Annotated in this window: 16 protein-coding genes and 2 pseudogenes; 9 read left to right on the top strand and 9 right to left on the bottom strand. The window is 72.0% G+C overall.

Annotation, left to right across the window (positions count from 1 at the left end; translation table 11 throughout):
* Window positions 1–81: 81 nt before the first annotated feature.
* From OG373_RS01030 to OG373_RS01045, 4 genes are all read right to left on the bottom strand, one after another.
* The gene (locus OG373_RS01030) at window positions 82–1,392 is read right to left on the bottom strand and encodes an MFS transporter (RefSeq protein WP_405435210.1); all 1,311 of its coding nucleotides are present in this window, start codon (window positions 1,390–1,392) and stop codon (window positions 82–84) included.
* A gap of 389 nt (window positions 1,393–1,781) precedes the next feature.
* Window positions 1,782–2,927 (bottom strand): glutamate--cysteine ligase, encoded by a 1,146-nt coding sequence (locus tag OG373_RS01035; protein WP_405443892.1) that lies wholly within the window; start codon window positions 2,925–2,927, stop codon window positions 1,782–1,784.
* 170 nt (window positions 2,928–3,097) lie between these two features.
* Complete coding sequence (locus OG373_RS01040) at window positions 3,098–3,238, bottom strand: hypothetical protein (protein ID WP_405435211.1); 141 nt, start codon at window positions 3,236–3,238, stop codon at window positions 3,098–3,100.
* Between the two features lie 49 nt (window positions 3,239–3,287).
* On the bottom strand, window positions 3,288–5,135 hold the full coding sequence (locus OG373_RS01045; RefSeq protein WP_405435212.1) for a stealth family protein: 1,848 nt from the start codon (window positions 5,133–5,135) through the stop codon (window positions 3,288–3,290).
* A gap of 325 nt (window positions 5,136–5,460) precedes the next feature.
* Here OG373_RS01045 and OG373_RS01050 point away from each other — a divergent pair, with 325 nt between their 5' ends.
* The 5 genes and pseudogenes from OG373_RS01050 to OG373_RS01070 all read left to right on the top strand — a co-directional run bounded on the left by OG373_RS01050 (window position 5,461) and on the right by OG373_RS01070 (window position 11,652).
* A complete protein-coding gene (locus OG373_RS01050; RefSeq protein ID WP_405435213.1) occupies window positions 5,461–7,104 on the top strand; it encodes an AMP-binding protein in 1,644 nt (547 codons plus the stop codon).
* 463 nt (window positions 7,105–7,567) lie between these two features.
* Entirely contained in the window at window positions 7,568–8,794 is a 1,227-nt protein-coding gene (locus OG373_RS01055) for an NAD(P)/FAD-dependent oxidoreductase (RefSeq protein ID WP_405435214.1), read from the top strand.
* 18 nt (window positions 8,795–8,812) lie between these two features.
* Window positions 8,813–9,766, top strand: coding sequence for a sigma-70 family RNA polymerase sigma factor (locus tag OG373_RS01060; protein WP_405435215.1), 954 nt, complete (start codon window positions 8,813–8,815; stop codon window positions 9,764–9,766).
* Window positions 9,767–10,167: 401 nt separating this feature from the next.
* Window positions 10,168–10,530, top strand: a pseudogene (locus OG373_RS01065) (IS110 family transposase); the annotation flags it as partial.
* Between the two features lie 678 nt (window positions 10,531–11,208).
* A complete protein-coding gene (locus OG373_RS01070) occupies window positions 11,209–11,652 on the top strand; it encodes a hypothetical protein (protein ID WP_405435216.1) in 444 nt (147 codons plus the stop codon).
* Window positions 11,653–11,988: 336 nt separating this feature from the next.
* On the opposite strand, the gene OG373_RS01075 is transcribed toward OG373_RS01070, so the two are convergent.
* The 4 genes and pseudogenes from OG373_RS01075 to OG373_RS01090 all read right to left on the bottom strand — a co-directional run.
* Window positions 11,989–12,705: a hypothetical protein gene (locus OG373_RS01075; protein ID WP_405435217.1), complete on the bottom strand. Its 717-nt coding sequence runs from the start codon at window positions 12,703–12,705 to the stop codon at window positions 11,989–11,991.
* On the bottom strand, window positions 12,702–13,895 hold the full coding sequence (locus OG373_RS01080; RefSeq protein WP_405435218.1) for an NAD(P)/FAD-dependent oxidoreductase: 1,194 nt from the start codon (window positions 13,893–13,895) through the stop codon (window positions 12,702–12,704). The genes OG373_RS01075 and OG373_RS01080 overlap by 4 nt, the downstream gene beginning before the upstream one ends.
* Window positions 13,892–15,865 (bottom strand): LodA/GoxA family CTQ-dependent oxidase, encoded by a 1,974-nt coding sequence (locus OG373_RS01085; RefSeq protein ID WP_405435219.1) that lies wholly within the window; start codon window positions 15,863–15,865, stop codon window positions 13,892–13,894. Before OG373_RS01085 ends, OG373_RS01080 begins: the two co-directional genes overlap by 4 nt.
* Before the next feature lie 1,032 nt (window positions 15,866–16,897).
* A pseudogene (locus OG373_RS01090) lies at window positions 16,898–17,213 on the bottom strand (transcriptional regulator); the annotation flags it as partial.
* A gap of 101 nt (window positions 17,214–17,314) precedes the next feature.
* Here OG373_RS01090 and OG373_RS01095 point away from each other — a divergent pair.
* On the top strand, window positions 17,315–18,685 hold the full coding sequence (locus OG373_RS01095; RefSeq protein ID WP_405435220.1) for a family 43 glycosylhydrolase: 1,371 nt from the start codon (window positions 17,315–17,317) through the stop codon (window positions 18,683–18,685).
* 24 nt (window positions 18,686–18,709) lie between these two features.
* Here the strand turns inward: OG373_RS01095 and OG373_RS01100 are convergent, their stop codons facing one another.
* Window positions 18,710–19,681 (bottom strand): helix-turn-helix domain-containing protein, encoded by a 972-nt coding sequence (locus tag OG373_RS01100; protein WP_405435221.1) that lies wholly within the window; start codon window positions 19,679–19,681, stop codon window positions 18,710–18,712.
* Between the two features lie 291 nt (window positions 19,682–19,972).
* Here OG373_RS01100 and OG373_RS01105 point away from each other — a divergent pair, with 291 nt between their 5' ends.
* From OG373_RS01105 to OG373_RS01115, 3 genes are all read left to right on the top strand, one after another.
* Window positions 19,973–20,305: a hypothetical protein gene (locus OG373_RS01105; protein ID WP_405435222.1), complete on the top strand. Its 333-nt coding sequence runs from the start codon at window positions 19,973–19,975 to the stop codon at window positions 20,303–20,305.
* A 131-nt stretch (window positions 20,306–20,436) separates the two neighbouring features.
* Complete coding sequence (locus tag OG373_RS01110) at window positions 20,437–20,775, top strand: hypothetical protein (RefSeq protein WP_405435223.1); 339 nt, start codon at window positions 20,437–20,439, stop codon at window positions 20,773–20,775.
* Between the two features lie 883 nt (window positions 20,776–21,658).
* Window positions 21,659–22,117 carry an LIC_13387 family protein gene (locus tag OG373_RS01115; protein ID WP_405435224.1) on the top strand — a complete coding sequence of 153 codons (459 nt, stop codon included), beginning with the start codon at window positions 21,659–21,661 and terminating at the stop codon, window positions 22,115–22,117.
* The last annotated feature ends 325 nt before the right edge of the window (window positions 22,118–22,442 follow it).

A 22,442-nucleotide genomic window follows, 5' to 3' on the forward strand; every position in this document is an offset into this window, starting at 1 on the left:
GGACATGGCGGTGCGGTCGGTGGTGGCGGCGGTGCCCGCGCGGGGGCCGTACCCGGTCGCCGTACGGTGTCCGGGCGCCGGTCAGGCGGTGGGCGCGGGGGCCGGCCGTTCGTCGCCGTCGGCGCAGGCCCTGTCCCGCGGCTCCCCGTGGGCGGGGCCGGCGCCGCCGTCGTCCTGCGGACCGGGGAGGTCCCGCATCCGGCGCAGCGGGGAGAGCACCAGCGGCAGTGGTACGGCCAGGATGCCGACGGCGCACCAGGCGAGTGCCGTACGCGACCCGTAGGACTGGGCGAGGGCTCCGCCGAGGAGGGCGCCGAGCGGCAGGGTGCCCCACATGAGGAAGCGCAGCGTGGCGTTCATCCGGCCGAGCAGCCGTGGTGGGCACATCCCCTGGCGGAAGCTGACCTGCGCGACGTTGTAGACGACGGCGCCGAAGGAGACGACCGCCGATCCGGCGGCGAAGAGGACCGCGCCGGGGACGCCGTGCCCGGACAGGGGCCACAGCAGCGCGAACGGACCGGTCACGAGGACGGAAAGGAGCATGACCCGGGCCTGGCCCAGCCCGGCTGCGAGGCGCCCGGCGCACAGGGCGCCGAGGAGCCCTCCTACGGCCGACGCGGACAGCACCAGCCCCAGCCCGCCTGCCTCCAGTCCGACGACGCGGACGAGATGCACGGTCTGCGTCGCCATGAGGACGGCCGTACTGAAGTTGGCGAGGCCGGTGGTGAGGGCGATGACGCGGAGCAGCGGATGGCCGAAGACGAAGCGGACGCCCTCGCCGATCTCCTTGCGCAGGGATCCCCCGGCGGTGGCGGGCTCGGGCGTTTCCTCGGGCCGCTCGACGCGCAGGAGGAAGAGGGCGGAGAGCACGTAGCCGATGGCGTCGACGATGACCGCGAAGTGCGCTCCGACGAGCTGGACGAGTCCGCCGCCGATACCGGGACCGGTCACCTGGGCGGTGGAACGAACGGTCTCCAGGGCGCCGTTGCCGGCCACGAGTTGGTCACGGGGCAGGATCTGCGGCAGGTAACTCTGATGGGCGACGTCGAAGAACACGGTCGCCACGCCGGTCACGAGTGCGACGACGTAGAGCTGAGCCATGGTCAGGACGTCGGCGAGCGCGGCAACGGGGATGCTGGCCATCGCCACGGCGCGCACCAGGTCCGCGCGGATCATCAGCGGCCGCTTGCGCATACGGTCGGTGAGTGCCCCGGCGGGCAGCCCGACGAGCAGGAACGCGGCGGTCTCCGCGGCCGTCAGGAGGCCCACCTGGAAGGCGGGAGCGTCGAGTTCGAGGACGGCCACGAGGGGCAGCGCCACCAGGGTCACCTGGGCGCCGAGCTGTCCGGTGGCAGCTCCCGCGAGTAACAGTCGGAAGTCGCGCAAGCGCATAGGGCCACCGGTGGCGGCTCGAGATGTGTCGGACATGTGAACGACATTCATGGATGCATCGCTCAAGAGTCAAAGTAAACCTGTCACTTTCGGACTTGTTTTGCGGCGCCGTGGACACGGATCGGGAAATCCTTCGCGCTACCCGGGGTACAGCCGCGTGAATTCCTGCCGTTTGCGCTGCAACACGGAACAGGTGGGACAAGGGAGGACAGGGAGCACAGGGAGGCGCCGAGCGGCGGCCCTTACCCTCAGTAACTGGTTCGATCCTGACCGAAAAGACTCACCCGCGATCATGCTCCTGCGGAAGCACCTATTCCGTCCGCTATGAACGCCACGGCCGGGAACGGAGATCCGCACGGCCGGGTCCGGAGCGCCCCGGCGGCTCCTCGTCAGCGCCGCGTGTCCCGGGCCGCCCGGTCGGCGCCGGCCGTGGTCCGGAGCGCGCAGTGCCGGACGACCGAGGCCAGGTCCCCCTCCGACCGCAGCAGGCTCCGCTGGACGCGCGCGCCGTTGCCGTGCTCCAGGAGACCGGCGATGCCGGCCCGCACGAGCTCCGCGTCACCGGAGTCGGCCAGGGCGTCGGCAACATGCCGGTACAGCGCGTCGACGGCGGCCTCGGGCGGGGTCTCCCCCAGCGTCTCGGGGTGCAACAGCGGACCGTCGAGTCCCGAGCGGCCGGCCTGCCACGACGCGAGCCGGAGCAGTCCGGTGCTCACCCTGGCCGGCGGTTCGCCGGCTCGCCATTCCCGGGCCGCGGTCTCCACCAGGGCGCGTACGAGGGCGGCCAGCAGGACGGGGGTCGAGGCGTCGAGGCACACGTCCGCCACCCTGACCTCCACCGTCGGGTAGGAGGCGGACAGCCGCGCGTCGAACCAGATCATCCCCGTGTCGCGCAGCACGCCCGACTCGACCATGGCGCGCACCTCCGCGTGGTAGCGGTCCGCCGAGCCGAAGACGTCCACCGGCCCGGCCGTGGGCAGCCGGTTCCAGACCCGGCTGCGGTAGCTGCCGTAGAGGGTGTCCTCGCCCTGCCAGAACGGGGAATTCGCGCTCATCGCCGTCAGCACGGGCAGCCAGGGCCGGATGCGGTCCAGTACGGCGACGCCCTCCTCGTCCGACTCGACCGATACGTGGACGTGGCAGCCGCAGGTCAGCTGCTCCTGCGCGGTCATGCCGAACTGCCGCGACACCCACTCGTAGCGGTGCCCCGGGGAGATCGAGGGGCGGACGGCCAACGGTGAGGTGCCGATGGCCGCCACGACCGCACCGGCCTCCGCGGCGTGCCGGGCGGCCTCGGCGCGCCACCGGAGGATCTCCTCCTGCAGCTCACCCATCTCCGTCACCGGCCTCGTGCCGAACTCGACCTGCTCCTCCTGGAGCTCCGCCTCGAACGTGTGGCCGGACTCCTTGCCGTCCTCCGCACCGGCGGTTGCGGCGCGGTCGGCTGCGGCGAGCACGGCTCCCGACACGGCGAGCGGCTCCCCGCTGTCCGCGTCCGCCAGCAGCAGCTCTTCCTCCACGCCCACGCTTCGCATGCGATCGCCCATCACTTCGTCGTCCTGTTCACCGATCGGTTGTCACCGTCTGCCCGGGCCCACCGTTGATATGCGGAAGGGACCGGCCGGACCGGGGATCTACAGAACAGCAGGTGGCGGGGGACTCGGGGGCGAGGCGCGGCCGACCGTCCGCGGTGGGCGGGCGTTCGTCAGCGGGGACCGGGGATCCGGCCGCAGAGCACATTGCCCGGGTCCGCCGGGTCGTCGCCGATCCAGAACTGGCGCCAGAGAAGGGCGAACCGCTCACGGCTGAGGTGGCCGTCGCCGTCCGGGTCGAACGCGGCGAACATCCCCCTGAGCTTGCGCTCCGGGCAGGGCCGCCGGCGACGCGGGAGGCAGTCAGGCGACGGGCCGAGAGGAATCGTTTCCGGAGGGGGCCGGCTGCGGGTTCTCGAACGGAGAGGGCACCGGGAAGTAGGCCTCCAGGAAGGCCGCCACGACGTTGTGCTGCTGCGTCGCCGACAGTCCCCCTCCGGCTCCGCCCGCGTCGGCTCCGTCCGGGTCCTCGTCGTCCGCGAGGCAGAAGGCGTCGTGGCCGCGCTCGGCGGCCAGACCCGGCAGCCTCTCGATCTCGCCGCGGCGCGCGGTGCTGACGTAGGTGTGCGTGAGGTCGCCCTCGACGGCATGTCCCTCGGCGAGCGCCAGGTGGGCGGCGAGGGTGACAGGAGCGATGTCTTCGGCGCTGCGAAAGACGGAGCGGGCGGTGGCCGCGAGCCGGCCGGGCAGCAGTTCCTCGACGCGGGTGAAGGCGGAACGGGTGAGGGGGTAGGGGGTGTGCGCCAGGATATGGGGATAGGTGCGGCCGACGGCCTCCTCGACGGCCTGCCGGGTGACCTTCTGGGAAGAAGTGAACACGTCGTCCCCGGCCCGGCTGCCCGGGTCCACGGCCCGCCAGTCGTGGAAGACCTTGGGCAGTCCGGAGGGCAGGAAGAAGTTCTGCGGGCGCTGGGGGCGGCCGAGGAAGATGTCGTCGTTGAAGTAGAGGAAGTGCTCGGCCAGGCCGGGGATGTGGTGCAGTCGGCTCTCGATGGCGTGGGAGTTGAACACCGCGGGGGCCGCCGGTTCCGTGGACAGCTCGCGATGGTCGATGAGCGTGATGCGGGGATGGTCGGCTGCGAGCCAGGCGGGAGCCTGGTCGTCGGTGACGAGGAAGATGCGCCGGATCCAGGGGGCGTAGGCGGCGATGGAGCGCAGGCAGTATCGGAGCTCGCCGCGGTCGCGGTAGCGGTTCTCGGCAAGGTCGATCCCGCCGATCCCATCGATCCCGTCGTTCCCGTCGGTCTCGTCGATCCCGGAGGAGCGACCCGAACCGGCCTCCGCCTCGGCGGCCTGGTCCCGGCGGTGGCGCCAGGCGGGGTCGGCGGCGTCCACCCAGGTGATCACCGCGTCGATCGGGAAGTCGATGTCGTCGGGGAAGCGGCTCGAGAAGCAGTCGACGACGGGGTACTCCCGGTCGTCGATGCGGCGGGTGGCAGAGGCGGCCAGGGAGGGTACCCACCACCCGTACGGGGTCTCGCGCAGCACGGCCTGAGCGCCCTCGCCGGAGTCGGGAAGCTCCCAGAACTCCAGGTCGCATCCGGTCTCGGGGCCGTAGGCCAGAGTCCGGCCGGAGGTGATGATCGGCTGGTGGACGCGTACGGCCCGCACGCGAGCGGTGTGCGTCGCGTCCTTCGCGTCCTGCCTGTCCCGTGCGCCGGCTGTCTCGGCGGACTCGACCGCCGCCGGGAGGTCCTCGGCGAGTACGTCCCCGGCTTCGCCGTCAGCGGTGAGCAGGCGTGCGTAGACGGGGAGCCCCGTGAATGCGGCGGCGCAGGCCTTCAAAGCCGCGGCCCGGTCGCCGGGCGCGATGGCCACCCGGTGGACGAGCCCCCCGTCGGGCACCAGCCCGTAGGAGACGGCCGCAGCCTCCAGGGCCTCGGCCACCGACCGAAGAGTGGCGGTACGGGCATCGGCGGGGAGCAGGTCGTCCCGTACGGTCGCGAGACGATCGCGGTGGTGGATCAGGCCCGGCACCGTCGCCAGCAGCTCCTCCTCGCGGGCGGTGAGCCCGCTGGGCGCAGCGGTCCTGCCGCCGATGCGCTCCCGCCCGGCGGGACCGGGCTGCGGCGGAACGCCGCCCGCTCGACGCAGCGTCCGGGCGAGTCTGCGCAGTCCGGCGGGCAGGAGTAGGCGGGGGACACCCTGCATGTACGACCTCGGTGTGCGGTGCCGGTGTGCGGCAGCCGATCCGCCGAGCGTCCCGGGCAGGAGCGGCGCGCTCAGCGGCAACGATGGATACCTTGTTCACCATCACTTTTACTGTTGTTCGCTTTTCACGCAAGAGCCGTGAGGGCCGTCGTCCCCACTCACAGCCAATTCTCAGCCGCGCCGGCGGCCCGCCGCCCCGAAGCTTCCCGATCCGCGGCCCGGTCCTCGGGCCGCGCCCGCGTACCTCTGGTGCCGCGGCCCGTCGGAAGGAGATCATGGCGGTGCGCGTTGGCCGTCATCGCCGTAGCGAGTGCAGGAGGTACGTGTGTCCGAAGCGTCGAGTCGTGCGTCCGGGAGTTCCGAGGTTCCGCTGCTCCGCGAGACGATCGGGGACAACCTCGACCGGACCGTACGACGCTTCCCCGGCCGGGACGCGCTCGTGGACGTGACCGCCGGCCGCCGGTGGACGTACGCGGAGCTGGCCGCCGACGTGGACGCCCTCGCCCTGGGGCTGCTGGACCTCGGGATCGTGAGGGGCGACCGGGTCGGCATCTGGGCGCCCAACCGCGCCGAGTGGACGCTTGTGCAGTACGCCACCGCGAAGATCGGGGCGATCCTGGTCACCGTGAACCCGGCGTACCGCTCCCACGAGTTGGAGTACGTGCTCGGGCAGTCCGGCATCCGGCTGCTGGTCGCGGCGGAGCGCTTCAAGAGCTCCGACTACGCGGCGATGATCGAGGAGGTCCGGCCGCGCTGCCCGGGACTGGAGTTCACCATCCTGTTCGACGGACCGCGGTGGGACGCGCTGCTGGAACGCGGGCGCGGGGCCGATCCGGCCGCACTGGCGCGGGCGCAGGCTTCGCTGAGCCCGGACGACCCGATCAACATCCAGTACACCTCGGGCACCACGGGCTTCCCCAAGGGAGCCACCCTCTCGCACCACAACATCCTCAACAACGGCTTCTTCGTGGGCGAGCTGTGCGGGTACGGCGAACGCGACCGGGTGTGCATCCCGGTTCCCTTCTACCACTGCTTCGGGATGGTGATGGGCAACCTCGCCTGCACCAGCCACGGTGCGGCGATGGTGATCCCCGCGCCCGCCTTCGATCCGGCGGCGACGCTGGCGGCGGTGGAGGCGGAGGCCTGCACCTCCCTGTACGGGGTCCCCACCATGTTCATCGCCGAGCTGGCCGCCCCCGGGTTCGACGGGTACGACCTGTCGAGCCTGCGCACGGGGATCATGGCGGGTTCGCCCTGCCCCGTGGAGGTCATGACCGAGGTCATCGAGCGGATGGGGATGGCCGAGGTCTCCATCTGTTACGGCATGACGGAGACCTCGCCGGTGTCCACGCAGACCCGTGTGGACGACTCGGTCGAGCGCCGGGTCTCCACGGTGGGCCGGGTCGGCCCGCACCTGGAGGTCAAGGTGGTCGATCCGCAGTCCGGCCGGACCGTCCCGCGCGGCACCCCGGGAGAGCTGTGCACCCGGGGCTACTCGGTGATGCTCGGCTACTGGGGCGAGCCCGAGAAGACCGCCGAGGCCGTCGACCCGGAGGGCTGGATGCACACCGGTGACCTGGCGGTCATGGACGGTGACGGCTACCTGAGCATCACCGGCCGGATCAAGGACATGGTGATCCGGGGAGGCGAGAACCTCTACCCGCGCGAGGTCGAGGAGTTCCTCCACGCCCACCCCGACGTCATGGACGTTCAGGTCATCGGGGTGCCCGACCCGAAGTACGGGGAGGAGCTGATGGCGTGGGTACGGATGCGCGAGGGGGCCGAGCCGCTGACGGCGCAGGCCGTGCGCGCGTACTGCGCGGGACGGCTCGCCCACTTCAAGATCCCCCGCTACGTCCACGTCGTGGAGGAGTTCCCGATGACGGTCACGGGGAAGATCCGCAAGATCGAGATGCGCGCGATGGCGACCCGCCTGCTGGAGGAGCAAGCCGCGCCCGGCGGCGCCTGACCCCGCCGGGGCGAGGCGGCCGGGGGCCGGCCGGGGCGGCCGCGCCGGTAGTCCTGTACGCCACCGACGCTCTCAGCCGGCCCCGGAGTTCGTGCCCGGACTCCGGCTGCAGGGAGCAGCAGGTCGCCGGGCGGTCAGTCGAGGGCTCCGCAGAGTGGGGCGAGGCTGGTGAGTCGGACGGCACCGGCGCGCCCATGCTTCGGCACGGCCAGGTCGGCCGGTGTGATGCCGACGTGCGTTCCGGTTGGCGTGCGTGACGTCTACGTCGACGTCGACGGTGATCGGCATCGGATGACCCCGTTCGGCTCGGCCTGCGTCTGTGCTGCCTCGGCGTCCCGACCATCGCTGGGCAGCGTTCCTACCTACCTGTGACCCACGTCACATGTGGTTCCTGTCAGGAATCGGGGCGCTGTCCCGCTCAAGTCACCGAGAGCCCAGCGGAGCGAACCGACAGGAGCATCACATGAAGCACCGCATCGTCGTCCTCGGGGCCGGCTATGCCGGGACCTACGTGGCTGGAAACCTGGCCCGCCGGCTGTCCCCGGCCGACACCGAGATCACCGTGGTCAACGCCGTGCCGTACTTCGTCGAGCGGCTGCGGCTCCACCAGGTCGCGGCCGGCCAGGAAATCGAAACCCAGAAGCTCGCCGACATCTTCGCGGGCACGGGGATACGGCTGCGCCTGGCCCGTGTCACGACCGTCGACCCCGAGCGCCAGGTCGTCGCCGTGGCCGGCGCCGACGGCGCTGAGGAACTCGGCTACGACACGCTTCTCTACGCGCTCGGTAGCCACGGTGACGACCGGAGCGTCCCCGGTGTGGCCGAGCACGCCTTCGATGTCGCCACCGGGCCCTCGGCGCTGCGCCTGCGCGAGCGTCTGGACGGCCTGCGGGAAGGCGGGGGTGTGGTGGTCGTCGGCGACGGGTTGACCGGCATCGAGACCGCCACCGAGATCGCCGAATCCCGGCCCGGCCTGTCGGTGGCGCTGGTCGCCCGCGGCGAGCTGGGTGACCGGCTCTCCGCCGGAGCCCGCGGCCACCTGCGCCGGGCCTGCGACCGGTTGGGCATCACCGTCCTCGAGCACACCAGCGTCGAAGCCGTCGAAGCGACAAGGGTGTTGTGCGCCGACGGCACGGCGCCGGCGTCCGACGCCACCGTGTGGACGGCCGGGTTCGCGGTCAACCCGATCGCTGCCGCTGCCGGGCTGGAGGTCACCGAGAACGGCCGGATACTCGTGGACCGCACCATGCGCTCGCTCTCGCACCCGAACGTCTACGCGGCCGGCGACAGCGTCTACGCCATCGGCGACAACGGCCTGCCGCTGCCGATGTCCTGCGCCACGGCCGGCTACACCGGCATGCAGGCCATGAAGGCCATCGTGGGACGCCTCACCAGCAGCAAGATCGGACACGTCAAGCTGGACTACCCGGGCAACCACATCAGCCTCGGCCGGCAGGACGGGATCCTGCAGATGGTCGACCACGAAGGACAGGCAAAGCCGAAGTACATGGGCGGCCGCAAGGCCGCACGGATCAAGGCCGGCATCCTCAAGATGTCGCTGTGGACCAACTCGCACCCGACCTTCTGCATGCCCAAGCGCAAGCGCCACCTGGCCGCCGCGCCGGACGCGTCCGCCGCGAACGCGGTCCCGTACGCGCCGGATGCTCCCGCCGACAACGCGGTCGCGTAGCCGCCTAGGGTGATCCGCATGGACAGCACCGTCAGTGATCGCTTCGACACCAGTCGGTTCGAGGCCGGCCGGAACCGGCTGGCCTCGCTCGCGTACCGTCTGCTCGGCTCGGCCTCCGACGCCGAGGACGCCGTGCAGGACGCGTTCCTGCGCTGGCAGGCCGCCGACCGGGAACGGATCGACGTGCCGGAAGCGTGGCTGACCAAGGTCGTCACCAACCTGTGCCTCGACCGGCTCCGCTCGGCACAGGCGCGCCACGAGCGAGCGGCCGGCGCTTGGCTGCCCGAACCGCTCCTCGACGGCGACCCGATGCTCGGCCCGGCCGACACCTTCGAGCAGCGCGAATCGGTGTCCTTGGCCGTACTGACCCTGATGGAGCGTCTCTCGCCCCTCGAGCGGGCCGTCTACGTCCTGCGTGAGGCCTTCTCGTACAGCCACGCCGAGATGGCTCAGATCCTCGACATCACCGAGTCGGCGAGCCAGCAGCATGTCCATCGGGCCCGGATCCGGGTCGCCGCCGAGCGCCGCCGAGGCGGTGAGGCCGACCCGGCCTCCGCGCGCCGGGTCGTCGAGGAGTTCCTCGCCGCCGCCGCGTCGGGGCGCACCGAACGGCTGGTGGCGTTGCTCACCGAGGACGTGATGGCACTCTCGGACGGCGCCGGCTTGGCCAAGCGGCTGTTGCAGTACAACACGCCCGAGCAGGTTGCCTCGCACGTGCGGGCCGGCTTCAAGCCGACGCCGGCGAAGCGGCGGCTGGCAGGCGGCTCACCCACGTTCCATTTCGCACTGGTCAACGGCTCCCCGGCCGTCCTCGCCGTGGTCGACCACCGGGTCGTGGGCGCCTTGGCGTTCGAAGTCCGTGACGGCAAGGTCGCGTCCCTGCGCGGCATCGGCGCAGCGGGCAGGCTCACGCGCCTCAACGAGGCCTGGCGGCAGCACGAACCCGACGCGCCGGTCATCGCCGCATGGTGACCGGATCGGCTGATCAGGTCTCCGCTCGTACTTACTCTGCCGCTACGTCGGCAGGGCGTGACCGCGCCGGTCAGCCGGTGCGGCGGGAGCGGGACAGACCTCGCCCGCCGAGCGCTGTGCCGATCAGCCCCAGCAGCAGGGCCACTTACGCGCCGGCCGGCGCCACCAGCCCGCCTGTCGTGGCCCCGAGCCGCCCGAGGCTGAAGTCGTAGACGTCGGCGGCGACCGGCTTGACCCAGGTGTTCGCTGACGCTGGTCCGGCAAGGCCCAGGCCTGCGAACGCACGCGCTCGGCTACACCCTCGTCACCGCCTGGGGCCGGCACACAATCAACACGAACAGAGCCGCCGCCCGGCCCAGACCGCACCTTGACCTCACATCGAGGTCGGCGATGGCAGCACCTTCCCGACCGCCGGCCACCTCGCCGCCTACGCCGGACTCGCCCCGGCGATCCGCAGCTCGGGCTCATCCATCCGCGGCGAACAGCCCTCCAGGAGAGGAAACAAGCAGCCCAAGAGGGCCTTCTTCCTCTCCGCGTTCGCCGCCCTGGGCGACCCGGCATCGCGGGCCTACTACGACAAGAAGATCGCCCGGCAGGTGATGCCGCCCGGACATCTACTGTGCCCCGCCCGGTGCGGTACAAGGGCGGTCCTCGCGCATCTCGGTCAGGACGGACGGGTGCGCGGTCCAGTCCGTGAGCGGCCCCGCAAGGTCGATGTCCGCTTCCTACAGGGGCAGGTCGCACCCACGTCGGGTGCTTCGTAGAGGACGGGAAGCGCGCCCGCCGCCCGTACGTCGTCCGCGAACTGGGGCAGTGACCGCGTAGCTGACCCGGCGGCCACGGCTGACCAGCTCCCGTACGACGGCGAGTCGACGAGCCCCGCGACGGGGACCAGGCCTGAATCGGCGGGTGAATCCACGCCCGCGATCACGCCTCGCGAGCCCACGCCCGGACCCGTCCGCACGGGCACCGCGAGGGGTGAGCTTTCCAGCGCGGACCCGCTCGGGTAGGTCTCCAGCCGGTCCGCGTCACGCGGTCGGAGCATGAGCGGCGCCAAACGGTCCACGCCGTTGCTCCGGCCGAGCAGGAAACGGTCCAGCCATCGTCCGGCGTGGTCGCGGAGCGGATTCTGCGGCTGCGGCAGGGCGGATTCACGTGAACTGGAGTCCCCGTGGCCGCCCGGGCTCATCCACAACTGCTTCGGACCGCTCAGCTGGTCCGGCAGCCGTCACCGGCAAGGCGATCCGCAGAGCGAACACCACAGACACGCCGCCGAAGGCGCCAGAGGACAACGTCACACCGGGACGGATTCGCTGTACTCCTGCAGGGTGACTCAGCGCCTTTCCTGACCCCTGCCGCGTGCCGGCGGGGAAGGGATGGGTCGGCCCGAAAGATCAGCGGTGACCCCGTGCGGGTGCCGCGCGTCAGAAGTGGAGTCGGTCTTGGCACCTGTACCGAACGGCACCTACACGATCACCCGTCCTCCCGAGCAGCTGCTCACGATGGAAGGCGGGGCGTCGGAGCCCAAGACACCCGTGGTCCTGCTGCCGCCCACCGGCAACCCCGGCGAGCAGGAATGGCAGGTGGAGGTACTCGGGAACGGCAACTGTACGATCCGCAATCTCCGGAGCGAAACCTACCTCTCCTACGACGGTGACGCGGAGACGAACAAGCCGGTCGTCGGATACCCCGAGCCGCGCGAGTGGGCGCTCTACCAGAGCGCAATGCCGCACACCTTCCACGTCGTCGTCCCCGGAGGCCCCGTCGACGGCGCGGAGCTGGCCCTGGACCTCAGCCTGCTGCGGATCTTCCCTCCCCGTATCGCCCTGAGGCCACTTGAGGTCAGCAACCAACGCCAGGCATGGACCTTCCAGTTCATGGAGTAGAAGTCCGGAACCGAGTGCCCGGGTCGGCCGCCGACCCGGGCACCGGGCCCTGTGCGAGCGGCCGGTCGCCGACCGGTCCTGTGCCCGCTCGCAGCTCCGGCACGTCCGTGCGGGAGCGCGGGGAGCCCGGCAGGCGGATCCCCCAGACCGCCGCATTCGCCCCCCGTACACGCGGCCCGCGCATGCACAGAGCAGACGGACGCGGCCCCGCCGGTTTCGGCCGGCGGGGCCGCGTTGCAGCTCGGTGGTTCTCCGGCGACGGCATGGCGAGCCGCCATCAAGGCGCCGGAGACCCGGCCGCCCGCCATGGGGTGCGGCGCTCGATGTTCGTGGCTCCTAGTTGTTGAGGCTGGTGTGGTTCCACCAGCCCTGGCGCCCGGCGGTGAAGGTGACCTCGCGGGTCCCGATCAGGCCCTCGTAGGGCTTGCCCTTCACCAGGGGGCTCGTCTTGACGACGCCTTTCGGGTCCTTGATGGCGGGGATGGTGACGGCGGCGGCGTGGTCGAGGTCGCTCTGCTCGAAGCCGGCGGGCCTCGAGGTGGTGATGACCTCGTCCCAGTTCGGCGAGGCGGCGAGCTGGTGGGCGAGGTGGACCTCGGAACCCTCGCCGAAGGCGAGGTAGGTGAGGTGCTCGGGGTAGTCGGTGGCGTCGAGCGGCTCGTAGTGGACGACGTCCTGCTTGCGGCAGGTGGCGGTGGTCTCGTCGAGGATCTTGGTGAAGGTGCGAGCGCCGGCGCTGTCGACGGTCACCCGCTCGAGTTCCACCTTCAGCGAGGTACGGGTGCCGTCGACGATCTCCTTCAGAGGCCAGTGGCCCTCGGAGAACAGGGAGTAGTACACCTGCCGGTCCTCGTGGTTGCCGAGGTCGTCGAGGTACTTCTTCCGCAGGCTCCCGTCCAGGCCGAACTTCGTGATCATCTGGAAGGCGTGGACGGCGACGCGGTAGAGCGGGAGATGGTAGGCGAAGATCGTATCGGTGCCGATGAGCAGGAACCTGTGGCCGTGGCGGGGGGCGCCGGCGTCGGACGGGGAAGTGGCGTCGGTGGTGGTCATGCGGGCACTCCTGTGGGTGAGATCGGGTCGGGTCGGGTGTTCGGCCGGCCATCGGCGGGATGCGCCGGGCCGGTGGTGTGGCGGCGGCGCCAGAAGGTGTGCCGGGGCCATCGGTGCTCGAGGCCGTAGAAGGTGCGCCGGTTGCGCAGGTGGGTGGCGGTGATCGTGTCCAGTTCGGCGGCGTAGTGGGTGAGGGCGGTGCGGTCACCGCCGAGGTGGTCGTGGACCGCCTGACCGGCCCGCATGCCCGTGTACAGGGCGGTGAGGATGCCCTGCGACGACAGCGGGTCGAAGGCGGCGGCGGCATCGCCGGCGGCGACCCACCCATCGCCGTGGACGGCATCCAGGCGGACGGTGTGGGCGGGCGCGCGCCGCACGGCGACGGTCGGCCACGGGTGTGCGGACACCCGGGCGCCGGTGTGGCGGGTGCGGGCCACGTCAGTACGCAGGCCGGTGCCGCCCGTCCGGCCGCCCGGGAGGTCCGCGTCGGTGTACCGGGCGAGCAGCCGGTGGCCGGCGGGCAGCAGTGCCGTGTACCACCAGCCGTCCGGCTCGGCCTCCACGAGGGTCGAGGCGTCGGGGGCCGGTGCGGTCGCTGGGGGCAGGGTCAGGCAGAGCGCGACCAGCCGGTCGTGGACCACCCGGCGGGCGCCGGCCGCAGTGGCCAGGCCCGCTCGGCGGCCCGTGGCGTCGACCAGCCAGCGGCAGCGCACGGTGCGGCGCTCGCGGGGGCCGCGCAGCTCCACGGTCCAGGTGCCGTCGCCGGAGCGGTCGGCGGGGCGGACCGTGGTGCGTTCGGCCACGTCGGTACCGAGGAGGCGGGCGCGTGCGCGCAGCTCCCGGTCGAAGCGGCCGCGGTCCAGGTGCCAGCCGTGGCCGTGCGGGTCGAGGATGCTGTCCTGGGCGGCGAGGTCGTCCGAGCCCCAGACGGACAGGTTCGCGTAACAGGGCAGGTGATGGCGCTCGTCGAGCACGTCCTGCGCGGAAAGATCGTGGAGAAGGACCCGGGCGGCGGCCGGCAGCGCCTCGCCGACGGGCGGCGGTCCGCCGGCGGCGTCGGCGAGCAGGACGGTGCGGCCGGCACGGGCCAGTGCCAGAGCGGCGGCGGCGCCGGCCGGACCGCCGCCGGCGACCACCACGTCGTACGTGGGCGCGGCGGCCGCCCGGTGACCGGTGCGGTCCACCGTCACGAAGAACCCTCTTGGCGGCCGGTGCCGTTGGCGGCGTCCTCCCCGAAGGGGTCGAGCTTGTCGATGTAACCGACGGTGATGTTCTCGGGGGCGAGGCCGACGTCCTCGGCGAGGCGGGACAGCTCCGCGTTCCGGGTGGTGTCGTCGGCGGACTGCGATACGTGCAAGGTGACCAGGTTCCGGTCGTCCGGCACCCCTTCGAGGGCGAAGCCGGGCTCGGACTCTACCTGGAAGCGGAGCGGGTAGTGGTTGTCGCCGACGGTGTAGCGGCGGGTCTCCACGACGCCGAAGCGGTGCCACTCCGCGACGGCCTGCTTCAACTGATCCTCGTACGTGCCCTTCAGGCCTCGCAGCCAGGAGGCCCGGTTGGCGAACGCCGCGGTCCGCTCGTCCTCCGAGGGTGTCAGGCCGCCCTCCTTGTTGACGATCCGGAAGTCGCGCTCGGTCAGCACGTGGTTGGGCACCCGGGCGGGCCAGAAGGTCGGCAGGTGGGGGTCGTACCGGGGGCCCAGGCCGGCGGTGGACTCGTAGCCCGAGCGGCAGCTGGCGGTGTCCGTCTGCCAGGGGATGGCCATCCACCGGGTCAGGCCGCCCGGCCCCTGGGCGTGCAGGGGACCATCGGCGGCCAGCGCCTTCTCGGGAGTGAGCTCCTCGCCGTAGTCGGGCTCCGCCTCTCCCTCGGTGCGGTGCAGGATGCGGAACGGTTCGGCGAACATCGTCGCGTGCCGGATGGGCCAGGTCACCTCGCAGCCGGGGTGGAAGGCATCGGCGAGGCAGAAGTCGAGGGCGGCGCGGTCCAGGAGCCCGGGCTGCTCGGCGAGGGGAGCGTCCTCCAGGTGGCGCGGAGAGACAGGCCCGGGGGCGTCGACGAAGTCGCCCTTGGACCACCTGAGCAGCATGTCCATCTGGAGGGCCGACAGGGTCATGTACTGCCGCGGTGACTTGGGGCGGCCGGCCATGCCGTCGCCGTAGAACCACGGCCAGGTCATCGGCGCCAGTCCGTCCCGCTCGTAGTCGCGCATGGCGGTGTACACCTGGCGGCGCAGCTCGCGGTAGGTGGTGCCGGGCTGGGAGAGGCGGCGCTGCAGTTCGGTGGTGGTGAAGTCCTGCGGGCCGTTGCAGCCGAAGTGGGTGGCGAAGCCCTTGTTGACCCACTGCAGGTTGCTGAAGCGCTCCAGGAGGGGCGCGATGTGGTGGGTGAAGGACACCTGCGCGGGCCGGGGCAGTTGGCCCTTGCTGACGAAGACGTCGAGGAGCAGGTCGTAGAGGGTGCGCACGGTCTTGATGTCCGGTGCGTAGTTGGGCGGGCCCACCACGACCCAGGCCGGTCGGACCTCGATGGGGCGGCCGTCCACGCTGAGGGTGGCGGTGACCGGGCCGTCGGAGATGTCGTCGTACCAGCCGTCGTTGTTGCCGTACGAGTGCAGTGGCTCGTTGTTCTTCGCGGCGGACCGGCCGGAGCCGCCGAGCACCACGAGCCGGCCGTCCTCGTCGGTGTGCATCCGGCCCAGCGGGACGGGGATGCCCTGGAACGTGCCGCCGGTGAACTCCACGCTCTGGCCGGTGCCGGCGCGCAGGGTCTTGCGGCCGGGGTCGATGACGAGGCTCCGGCGGTCGATGCCCTTGTTGCGTCTCGGCGTTCTGCGGCCCTGCATGTCGGGGATGTCGAGGGCGAGCCTGAACTCGTACCAGGCGGCTTTCTGGTTCGCGACGTGGACACCCCACTCGATCGAGGCGTTGTGGTTCGTCAGCTCGCGTACGACGTTGCCGGCGCTGTCGTAGCCGTAGAGGCGGAAGCGGGCCGCCTGGCGCTTGAAGGCGCCGGTGTCGTCCTTGAGGGAGCCGGCCGGCATCGGGTCGGGGTCGGGCGTCTCCGGGCCGTAGTACCAGCCGTCGTCGCGGGTGCTGTTGCCCACCCGGGCCACTCCGATCGCGGGGTGGATCTTCGCGTAGGCGATGTCGTCACTCATGGTGGTTGCGGGTTCCTTCCGGGAGGGTGGAGGCCACTGGGACATCGCGGCCACCGGGGCGTCGTGCCACACCGGCGGGGCGGCCCGGTGAGGAATAGGTGCCGATCAATCCGACGGCGCCCTGGAGCATCGAGACTTCGCCAAGTGGTGGGCGAAGAAGCTCTCGGCGGCCCGGACGTCCGCATCCGCCCGGTCCGGCGGCACGGCCTCGGCTTCCTTCATGGACGTCGCCAGACGGGGGCAGCTGGGCGAGGCCCTGGTTGGGTTTGCGCGTGCTGATCGTGCGCATCACGAGCACGCCCATCCGGACCTCAAGACTCGACATCCCGCATGCCCTTTCCGCGGCCTGTTCGTTGACCACGTGGATAGCGGGCCACGACACCCCTTGGCACTGACCGGCCTCCGGTTCACGACCGTGTGGGTGATGCCGTTCACCGGGGAAACGATCACCCCGACCCGCCATCTGGCCAAGCGCACAACCGGGGCGCACAACAGCGGCCCAGCGCCCCGTCTTGGCATCGCGCAACAGCTCTGGAACGGGGCCGGCGCGTGTCAGCTGTGTCATCGGCGTGCTGAGCGCAGGCGCGAAGACGCGTCCAAGGGCTCGGCACGGCAGTGCCAGGACTGACCTCCGCGACCGGCCCGGACGGGGACCGGCATCGAGTCACCCTCGCCCCTGGACCCAGGGCCAAGGGCCAAGGGCCAAGGGCCAAGGGCCGCGGCGCAGTGTCGGGACGGACCACATTGCGCCGATGGTGCGGGCACCTGTCGATCGATGTCGCGGCTGTCTCTCACGCTGCCTGTGGTGGCGTGTCCGCGCCGCATTCGCCCGCGCACCTCGGCAAGGGCCGCCGGCCGTGCGCGGCACGACGGCCCTGGAAGCCGGAGAAGCAGCGGACGCCGCTCTCACCCCGGAAACGATCAACCCGGCACCAAGTCACCTGGTCACCGCAGCCAGCGCACTCCCCAGCGGCCGACCGTATCGGTGCCCGGTGAGTGCGTAGGTGCAGGTACTGGTGGTGCGCGGCTGCCCTCCTCGCCGGAGAGGAGAGCGGGGTCGCCGCGGACCCACTCGTCGGCCTCCCCGTTCAGGAAGACCCGGTCCAGCCCGACCGGACGACAACGGGGTGCTCGGAGATCGCCTCAGCGGCGCCGGGTCCACCGGCTCCGACCCGAGACTGCCCGGGTTGCAGCCCGACACCCAAGCCCCGGTCGCAGTGTCCTGTACGGCCGTTGTGGGCGGGCGCAGGGCGGTCATCCGCTCCAGCCCGGACACGGCGGTGGAACCGCGCGGGGTGACGACCCGCTGGGCGTGGACGCCGAGGACGCGGGCCATGTCGGCGGGTTCATGTCGGGAGCGGAACCTGCGGGGGCGCGGATCGTTCGCCGGTGGGAAACCCGTACCGGACATCCCGCCGGACGTCCCGCCCGCCCCCAGGAGGCGACGCCATGGACCGCCATACGCACGCGCCCCGGACCAGGCGCCGCACGCAGCTCGCCGTCCGCTCCGTACTCGCCGTCTGCGTCGCCGTGGCGGCCTGCCTGGCCGCGCTGCCCGCGCGGGAAGCGGCCGGAGGGCCGGTGCTCGACCGGGACTTCCCCGACCCCGACGTCATCCAGGTGGCGGGCACCTACCACGCGTACGCCACCAACGGGAACGGCCGGAATATCCAGCACGCCACATCGCGCGACCTGACCACGTGGTCACCGGCCGCGGCCGACGCCCTGCCCGTGCTCGGCGGCTGGGCCGCGACGGAGCCCCGCGGCAAGGTGTGGGCCCCGGACGTGTTCGACAACGGCAGCGGCTTCACGATGCACTACACCGCCCGCGACGCCGCGAGCGGGACGCAGTGTATCGGCGTCGCGCTGTCGCGCTCCCCCGACGGCCCGTTCACACCGGTGGGTGAGCGGCCGCTCATCTGCCCGGCCGACGAGGGCGGCGCGATCGACGCGGCCGGCTTCACGGAGGGCGGCCGGCGCTACGTCCTGTGGAAGAACGACGGCAACTGCTGCTCCCGCGATACCTGGCTCCATCTCCAGGAGACGTCCTGGGACGGCACCCGCCTCACCGGCGAGGCGGTACGGCTGATCACCCGGGACCGCGACTGGGAGGGTGATCTCGTGGAGGCCCCCACCCTGGTCCGGCGAGGCGGCCGCTACGTTCTGTTCTACTCGGCGGACGCGTACGACGGGGAGCGGTACAAGACCGGCTACGCGGTCGCGGACCGGCTCACCGGCCCTTACACCAAAGCCGCCGATCCGCTGATGACGACCGACAGCTTCTCGCGCGCCGTCGTCGGGCCCGGCGGCCAGGACGTCGTCACCGGCCCCGACGGCCGGGACCGCATCGTCTTCCACGGCTGGAGCGGCCCCGGCCGGGTGCTGTACGCCGCCGACCTGGGGTTCGCGCACGGCCGGCCCGTGGTGCGCGGCAGCAAGGCGCGCCACCAGGCAGAGAACGCGCGCGTGCACCGCGCGATCGTACGGGCGGCGCCGAGCGCCCAGGGCGACCGTGCTGTCGGGTACATCGACCACCCCGACAGCTTCGTCGAGTTCGACGTCTTCGCCGCTTCCGCCGGGCACCACACCCTCTCCGTCCACTTCGGCAACGGCTCCCTGGACCACACCGGCGCCCCGGCGGCCTCCTCGCACCTGCTCTCGGTCAACGGCAGCGCCGCTGGCGCCGTGCACTACCCGCACACCGGGTGGGACACATGGCGTACCGCGCGGGCGCCGCTCACCCTGCGGGAGGGCTGGAACACCGTCCGGCTCGGCAAGGGCGAGTGGTACGCCGAACTGGACAGCGTGGATGTCGCCTGACACCGCCGGCCCGCCCCGGCGGTGTCAGCCCCACCTCTGGTGGTCCGTACGGGTGCATGGCAGGGCCCGCAGGCCGGCCTCGGCGCTGTCGTCGAGGCATGCGCCCGTGGCCTTGCTGCGGACCTCGACCGACTCGTCGGGCCAGGGAGTTACCGTCCACGTCTGGGACGGGGCGGCGGTACAGGCCGCCGTGTCCAGGCCGTCCGGGCCCTGGGCGAGGCAGGCGCCGGTGGCGTGGTTGCGCAGCCGGAGGGCGCCGTCCGGCTGCCGGTGCAGGGTCCACCGCTGGTAGCTCATGCCGTTGCAGGGGTAGGTGCGCAGCCGTTTGTCGAGGCTGTGGTCCAGGCAGGCGCCGGTCCGGCGGCTGACGAAGATACGCACGGTGTCGGCGGGCCCCGGCCCGCCCGTCGCGGGCTCCCCTGCTTCGGGTGGCGTTCCGGCTGCTTTTTCGGCTGCGGACCCGGCCCGGGTGGTGGGGTCGGCGTCCGCCGGTGCTCCGGGCGCTGACGGCAGGAGCAACCAGGTGAGCACCGCGCCCAGTGCCGCCCCGGCCAGGGCGCCGGCGAGGGTGCACGCGCGGCGGCCGGCCGGCAGCGGCCACACCCTGCGCCGCGGCGCGGCGGCCCGGGAATCCGCGCTGTCGGCCGCGCCCGCGGATGCCGGGGTGGGTGCAGCAACCTCGGCGACCTCCGCCACTTCCTCCGGCTGATGCGCGCCGACCGCAGGCGGCCGGGGCTCGTTGCGCTCGGCGGCCTCCCACAGCGCGCGGTACTCCGCAGAATCGGCGCCCAGTGCCCGGCACAGGTCCCGGACCACGGTCCAGGGCGGAACGGTCTGCCCGCAGAAGTAGCGCGACAGAGACGAGTCGCTGATGGGCATCCGGCTCTCCAGGTCGCGCAGTGTGCATCCGGAGCGCTGTTGGAGGGCACGCAGCGCGGCGCCCAGTCGGCGGGCGGCATCGCCCTCGGGCACTTCGCCTACGGCCGTGTCCACCATGCACAAGTCTTTCCGTACGGGCCGTGGCTCTGCTGCTTCAGCCGGCTGTCCCTCATCCCGGGACGGGCATGTCCCAGCAGGTCGGAAGCGTAGGGATCCCGACATCGGCGAAGCAACCGGGACAAGCTTGTGGGGGCCTCGCGCATCGCCACACACTCGGAAACGCCCCGGCTCCCCGGTGCGGTCGCCGACATCCGGACCGCCGCTCGGGACCGCGGCTGCCGGTCCCCCGATCGGGTGACGGGCCGTCACGTCCACTCAGGACTCCGCCTTCGCACTCCAAGGAGAAACATGCGTACCAGTCTTCGGGCCCTCACCGTGGGAGCCCTGCTGATGACAGGTGCCGTTCTGCAGGCCGCGCCGGCCGGCGCGGCCGCGATGCGGCCGCCCGGTCCCGCCGAGTCGTGCTCGTACTCGGTGAGCCCCGACGGCAAGATCGGTACGGGCGTCTGCAGGAACAACGGCAGCCGTACCGTCGAGTTCGGCCTCACCTTCGTCTGCGGATGGTCGCCGGACCTCTGGAGCGGCTACATGACCATCGCGCCCGGCGAGAGCGACGGAGCCAGCGCCACCTGCGGCGGAACCGGCGTCGGCAGCATCGTGGCCGACTTCCGCGACCTGTGAGCCGCACACAGCGCATCGCGACGCAGCACAGCGCAATGCGCCATGTCACACAGCACTGTGCCGCGTCGTCACACTGCACCACCTCGCACCACAGCTGCTTCCGTACGACCGCGAAGAAGAAGGGGACATCCATGCGCACCCAGTTGAGGGCCCTCGCCGTGGGGGCCGTGCTCTCGCTCGCCACCGCCGTACAGGCCGCACCGGCCGACGCCGCCACCCTGCGCCCGCCGGGCGGCCGCGAGGTGTGCACGTACACGGTCACCGAGGAGGGGTACCGCTCGACGGCGATCTGCAAGAACTACAACAGCCACGCGATCGAGTTCCGTGCGGTCGTGATCTGCGGCCTGGCCTGGGACCAGACGGGTCCGTGGGTCAGGCTGGAGCCGGGTGAGCGCGGGAACTCCAGCGCGCTCTGCTCGCAGCTGGGCAGCGGTGTCGGCGGCACCTCCGCGGACATCCGCGACCTCTGACGTGCCGCCGGCCTGCTGACATGGCCCCAGGCCGCGGGCGCTGGACGACGTCGCGGTGAACCCGTGACATGTCATCCTGCTCCGCGGCCGCCCGGTCAGTACGTCACCCGGGCAGGCCAGCGACCGAAGGGGCCGTGGGTGCCGGGGCCGGGGCCCCGAGTAGGCCCGGCCCCTTCGTGCGGTGCGGCGGCAGGGCACCGTGGGGTGCAGAACCGACCGGGCAACCGGCGGAACCCCTCGAATGCCGGTGACTTCGCAGACAGGGACACAGCGGCACCCGCGTTGCAGCGCGAGTGCCGCACGCGACAGGACCGACCCGCATCCACCGGGCCGGCCCTGTCCGCATTCCCGACCGGTACCCCGCGGTGCTCCGTGAGTCGACTCATGGATCCCCCACCCTCATCTCCGCGCCCGCGCCCGCGCCCTTGCCCTTGCCCGCGCCCGTGGCGCCCCGCCTTCACAGACGCGGGTAACCGTGGCACGGCGGCGGGCACCCGCCCCGGACTCCGGCAACGCCGTGGAGTACGACCCGCTCGAACTCCGACCGCTCCCCCGACAAGCCGTCACCGGCTGCCTCGTCGATCACCTTCAGCACGCGCAACGACCGCTCCCGGTCCGAGCCCACGGGCAGCGGGCCGGGCCCGGCGGGTGGAGCCGGGCCCGGAGGCGCTGGGCACCCAGGCGGACCACCCCGAGGAGGGCAATCCCGGACACATCCAGCGCGTCCCGGACAACGACCGCCGGGATCAGCAGTGCGCGGTTCGAATCCGGTTCGCGAGCTGCAGCCGACGCCACCCATACGCCTCTACATGTGTAGAGTGCGGGCAGCATCCTCTACCGATGTAGAGGGCGACCTCATTCGACTTATGGAGCCACGGTGAGCGTGACCGTCACACCCGTCCTCGAGCGCAAGCCCCAGCCCAAGCCGCTGCGACCCTTCAGGGTCGGGGCCGGTGGCTTCCTCCTGCTGGGCACGGGCCACCTCGCCCTTGCGGCCGCGACGGCGCTGAGCGACCCCACCCCCCAGCAGCAAGCCTCCTCGGCAGCCATGCGGGAGTCGAGCATGACCCTGCTCGGTCTGGAACGCAGCACCCTCGACATCGTCCAGGGCATGAGCCTCGTCATGGCCCTGTTCGTCATCACGTGCGGGCTCCTCGCCCTTACCGCCGTCCGGCACGCCCCGGCACTGGTCGAACGGCGCACCGCCTTCGGATGGATCCCCCTCGTCGCCTCGCTGGTGGGCCTGGCGATATCCGTCCTGCTCCTGCCCATGCCGCCGATCGTCGTCCTCGCCGTCACCAGCTGCGCCTTCGCCCTGTCCTTGCGCCGGGCGACGCCCTGATCCGCACCGTCCCCGGAGAGGCCCCCGGAACAGAAGCGCCGGGGCCTCGTCATGCCAGGGCCGGAGGCGGGACGGAGCCCGACCGGGGCCATCCCCACGCGGGGTCAATGCCCTCGGCACCGCCTCGCCATGGGCCGAGGCGGGACCATTCCCGCGGGCGCGGGGTCGCCCCGCCGTGCTGGTGGTCGCACCGCCCGTCCGTGGGACCATCCCTGCGGGCGCAGGGTCGACCAGATCGAGCCCAGCGGTACTGCCTTCGGTGAAAGCCCAGCGCGAACACCCACACCACAAGCCCCAAGCCACCTCCGGCCAGCTCGCAGAAGTC

The organism is Streptomyces avidinii, assembly GCF_045161815.1.
GTDB lineage: Bacteria > Actinomycetota > Actinomycetes > Streptomycetales > Streptomycetaceae > Streptomyces > Streptomyces avidinii.